The organism is Variovorax sp. P4_D9 (assembly GCF_056401695.1).
The window spans coordinates 1-4,441 of the sequence record NZ_JBFUIU010000717.1 but is presented as its reverse complement, the minus strand read 5'-3'; the positions used below and the strand labels follow the sequence as shown (position 1 = coordinate 4,441).

The following is a 4,441-nucleotide window of genomic DNA, read 5'->3' as shown; positions in this document are numbered from 1 at the left end:
TGGCTGCCCGGCCCGACGGTCGTCGATGGGCGCGAACGCCTGCGCGCGGTCGTCGGCGCCGCGGTCGGGCTGTTGTTCACCGGGCTGGCCTGCGAGTGGCTGGCCGGCGGCAGCGGCTGGCTGATCGCGCCGCTGGGCGCCAGCGCGGTGCTGGTGTTCGCCCTGCCGGCCAGCCCGCTGGCCCAGCCCTGGCCGGTGATCGGCGGCAATACCCTGGCGGCACTGGTCGGTGTCGCCTGCGCCCACTGGCTGCCGGCGGACACGGTCTGGGTCGGCGCGCTGGCGACCGCGCTGGCCATCGGCCTGATGTTCACGCTGCGCTGCCTGCACCCGCCGGGCGGCGCGGTGGCGCTGCTGGCCGTGCTCACGCACCGGGCGGACCTGCCCTTCGCCCTGCTGCCGGTGCTGGCCGACTCGCTGCTGCTGGTGCTCGCCGGCGTGGCCTACAACAGCCTCAGCGGCCGCCGCTATCCGCACGTGCAACTGGCGCCGCGCCAGCCCGGGGCCGATGCGCGCTTCAGTTCGGCCGACGTCGACGCCGTGCTGGCGCGCTACAACCAGGTGCTCGACATCAGCCGCGACGACCTCGAATCGCTGATCCGGCAGACCGAGATGGAATCCTGGCGCCGGCGTCTGGGCACCGTGCGCTGCGCCGACATCATGTCGCGCGACCTGGTGGTGGCCGAGTTCGGCATGCCGCTGCAGGAAGCCTGGACCCTGATGCATGAGCGCCGCATCAAGGCGCTGCCGGTGACCGACCGGACGCGCCGGGTGGTCGGCATCGTGACGCAGGCCGATTTCTTCCGGCAGATCGACCTGCAGCACCACGAAGGCATCGGAGGACGCCTGCGCGACTTCATCCGCGCGACCCGCAGCGTGATGTCGAGCAAGCCCGAGGTGGTGGGACAGATCATGACGCGACAGGTGCGGGTGGCCAGCGAGGAGCGGCCGCTGGCGGAACTGGTGCCGCTGTTCTCTGAAGGCGGACATCACCACATCCCGATCATCGACCACGAGCGCCGGCTGACCGGAATGGTCACGCAGTCGGATTTCGTGCGCGCGCTCTACCGCGCGGTCGGGCCGGAGAACTAGTTTCCTGCGGCGGCCAGTGCGCCGGATCGGCGAAACGCGCCACCAGGAAATCCAGCAGCATCCGCAGCGACGCCGGCATCTGACGCCGCGACGCATAGACACCGTAGACGCCCAGGCCCTGCGGCACGAAGTCCGGCAGCAGCGCCACCAGCCGGCCTTGCGCGATCGGCCAGTTGGCCGAATAGGCCGGCTGCATCGCGATGCCGGCGCCCTCGATCGCCGCCGCCAGCAGCACCTGCGACTCGTTGGCGCTCAGGGTTCCGCCGACCGGCACCGCGACGCGCTCGCCACCATGCGCGAACTGCCACAAGCTCTTGCCGAAGTAGGAGTACGTCAGGCAGTTGTGCGTGGCCAGGTCCTGCACGCTGCGCGGCGTCCCGTGGGCGGCGAGATAGGCCGGCGAGGCGCAGACCACCGAGGCGCAGTGGCCGAGCGGCCGGGCGATCAGGTTCGGGTCGAGTTCGTTGGTGATGCGGATCGCCAGGTCGATGCGCTCCTCGACCAGGTTCACCGGCCGGGCGTCGATGTGCAGGTCGATCGCGGCTTGGCGGTGGCGGCGCAGGTAGTCGGCCACCGCCGCCGCAAGAACCTCCTGCGCCAGCGACTGCGCGCAGGCGACGCGCAGCAGGCCGCGCGGTTCGTCCGCGCAGGCGCTGGCGGCCGTCGCCATCTCGGCCGACACCTCGAGCATGCGGCGGCAGCGCGCCAGTGTTTCCTCGCCGGCCTCGGTCAGGCTGAGCCGGCGCGTCGTCCGATGCAGGAGCCGCGCACCGGCCCACTGCTCCATCTGCGCGAGGTAGCGGGTGACCATCGCGCGCGACATGTCGAGCGCCTCGGCGGCGGCGCTCATGCTGCCGCGCTCGGCGATTCGCACGAAGACCTCGGCGGCGGTGATGCGGTCCATATTCGATCGATCTGAGCAACAAACCATTGCATGCTAAGCGGTTTTTCGATCGGATCATGAAACGTACGATGCAGGCGAATCGACACCGTTCGTCCAAATCAACTCTCGCAAGGAACTCACATGAGCAGAATCGCCCTTCTCGGCATCACCGGCCGCGCCGGTTCACGCATCGCCAACGAACTGCTGGCGCGCGGCCACAGCGTGACCGGCATCGCGCGCAAGATCGACGGCGTCGAGGCCCGTCCCGGCCTGACCGCCAAGGCTGCGGATGCGAAGTCGGTCGAGGCCCTGGTCCCGCTGCTGCGCGGACACGACGCCATCGTCAGTTCGACCCGCTTCGCGGGCGGCACCGATGCCGCAACCCTGATCGCCGCGGCCAAGCAAGCTGGCGTGCCCCGCTTGCTGGTGGTTGGCGGCGCCGGCAGCCTCGAGGTCGCGCCCGGCTCGGCGCTGATCGACGCACCTGGCTTTCCCGAAGCCTACAAGGCCGAGGCGGCGGCCGGCGGCGTGATGCTGGCCGCGCTGCGCCTGGAGAAAGAGCTCGACTGGACCTTCCTGTCGCCCTCCGCGATCTTCGAACCGGGCCAGCGCACGGGAAAATTCCGCATCGGCGGCGACAGCCTGCTGAGCGACGCCGACGGCAAGAGCTGGATCTCGATGGAGGACTACGCGATTGCTATGGTCGATGAAATTGATTCGCCGAGGCACTCCCGCCAGCGCTTCACCGCAGGGTATTGAGCCAGCGCGCTCACGCTTCCAGCGTCTTCTTCATCGCCTGCATGCCGGCCGCGATCATGCCGGCGATCGGCTCCGCCATCTCGTGCGGCATCAGGTCGGCGATCCAGACCAGGCGGCTGTGCGTCGGGTCTTCGGCGATCACCTGCAGCGATGCGTTGTGGTGCGTGAGGCGGCCGCCGCTGGCCGACCACGCCAGGCGCCGCGCCACGTCGTCGCAGTCTACGATCAGTTCGCGCACCACCATGCCATTACCGAAGGTGACGATCCGCGTGTCGCCTTCGAGCCGGCAGTCGGTCACGAAGCCCGGCACCAGCCGGCGGTGGATCTCGCCGACGTCGCGAACCGCGTCCCAGATCTTCTCGGCGCTTGCCGCGACCTGGATTTCCTGTCGAATCGATGCCATGGCATTACCTCCCGACGCCCAATAACCGCTCCAGCACCTCGGGCTGCGCCTGCAGCGTGGCTGCATGGTCGGCATGCACCACGGTGCCGTGGTCCAGCACCACCGCCTCGTCGGAGATCGCCAAGATCGCCTGGGGATGCTGCTCGACGATGATAGCCGCCAAGCCCTCTTCGCGGGTGATGCGGCGGATCGCGCGCAGCAACTCCTCGACGATGATCGGCGCCAGCCCTTCAAGCGGTTCGTCGAGCAGCAGCAGCGTCGGGTTCAGCACCAGCGCACGGCCGACCGCGAGCATCTGCTGCTCGCCGCCCGACAGCTGCGTGCCGAGGTTGCCCTTGCGCTCCGCGAGCCGCGGAAACATCTCGTAGACGCGCTGCGGGTTCCACTTGCCCGGCCGCTCGACCGCCGTCAGGTTCTCGTGCACGGTCAGCGACTTGAAGATGTTGCGCTCTTGCGGCACCCAGCCGATGCCAGCCGCCGCGCGCAGGTGCGGCGAGAGCTTGTGCAGCGCCGCGCCGCCCAGCGTGATGCTGCCGCCATGCTGGCGCGTGGCACCGGCCAGCGTGTTGATCAGCGTGGTCTTGCCGGTGCCGTTGCGGCCCAGCAGCGCCAGTGTCTGGCCCTCGCCCAGGGCCAGCGCAACGTCGTGCAGCACCACGGCCTCGCCGTAGCCGGCGCTCAGGTTCTCGATGCGCAGCAACTCAGACATGCCCGGCTCCATGGCCCAGATAGACCTCCTTGACTTTCGGGTCGTTGGCGATCGTGTCCGGGTCGCCTTCGGTCAGCAGCGTGCCGTTGACCAGCACCGTCATGCGATCGGCGAAGCTGAAGACCAGGTCCATGTCGTGCTCGATCAGCAGCACCGAGACGTCGGCCGGCAACGCCGCCACGGTCTCGAGCAGTTCCTCGCGTTCGCCGGCCGGCACGCCGGCCRCGGGCTCGTCGAGCAGCAGCACGCGCGGCTCGCAGGCCAGCGCGATCGCGATCTCGAGCAGGCGGCGCTTGCCGTAGGCCAGATGCCGGGTCTGCTGTTGGGCGACATCGGTCAGGCGGAACTGTTCGAGCAACTGTCCKGCCCGTTCGGCCACCGCCTTCGACGACCCGAGCGGCAGCCACCACTGCGCACCGACACCCGCGTGCTGCGAGACCACCAGCGTCAGCGTCTCCAGCGGCGTCATCGAGTCGAACAACTGGTTGATCTGGAAGGTGCGGACCATGCCGCGCGCGACCCGCCGGTGCGGCGCCAGCCGCGTGATGTCCTCGCCCTCGAGATCGATGCGGCCCTCGGTGGGGGTGAGCACGCC

Annotated in this window: 6 protein-coding genes; 2 read left to right on the top strand and 4 right to left on the bottom strand. The window is 69.6% G+C overall.

The genetic code is table 11. The features are described 5' to 3' along the window. On the top strand, nt 1-1,092 hold a 1,092-nt coding region (locus AC1DY5_RS43430), incomplete at its 5' end, for an HPP family protein (protein WP_478120605.1). Here AC1DY5_RS43430 and AC1DY5_RS43425 read toward each other — a convergent pair. Then, nucleotides 1,037-1,996: a LysR family transcriptional regulator gene (locus tag AC1DY5_RS43425; protein ID WP_478120604.1), complete on the bottom strand. Its 960-nt coding sequence runs from the start codon at nt 1,994-1,996 to the stop codon at nt 1,037-1,039. The two genes, AC1DY5_RS43430 and AC1DY5_RS43425, sit on opposite strands and share 56 nt — an antisense overlap. Nucleotides 1,997-2,116: 120 nt before the next feature. Between AC1DY5_RS43425 and AC1DY5_RS43420 the strand changes: the two genes are divergently transcribed. Continuing rightward, entirely contained in the window at nt 2,117-2,734 is a 618-nt protein-coding gene (locus tag AC1DY5_RS43420; RefSeq protein ID WP_478120603.1) for an NAD(P)-dependent oxidoreductase, read from the top strand. Between the two features lie 10 nt (nt 2,735-2,744). Here the strand turns inward: AC1DY5_RS43420 and AC1DY5_RS43415 are convergent, their stop codons facing one another. The 3 genes from AC1DY5_RS43415 to AC1DY5_RS43405 form a co-directional block, all read right to left on the bottom strand. Then, nucleotides 2,745-3,137, bottom strand: a complete 393-nt coding sequence (locus AC1DY5_RS43415) for an SRPBCC family protein (RefSeq protein WP_478120602.1) — start codon at nt 3,135-3,137, stop codon at nt 2,745-2,747. Between the two features lie 4 nt (nt 3,138-3,141). Beyond that, nucleotides 3,142-3,846, bottom strand: a complete 705-nt coding sequence (locus AC1DY5_RS43410) for an ABC transporter ATP-binding protein (protein WP_478120601.1) — start codon at nt 3,844-3,846, stop codon at nt 3,142-3,144. Next, on the bottom strand, nt 3,839-4,441 hold a 603-nt coding region (locus AC1DY5_RS43405), incomplete at its 5' end, for an ABC transporter ATP-binding protein (RefSeq protein ID WP_478120600.1). The genes AC1DY5_RS43410 and AC1DY5_RS43405, both read right to left, overlap by 8 nt.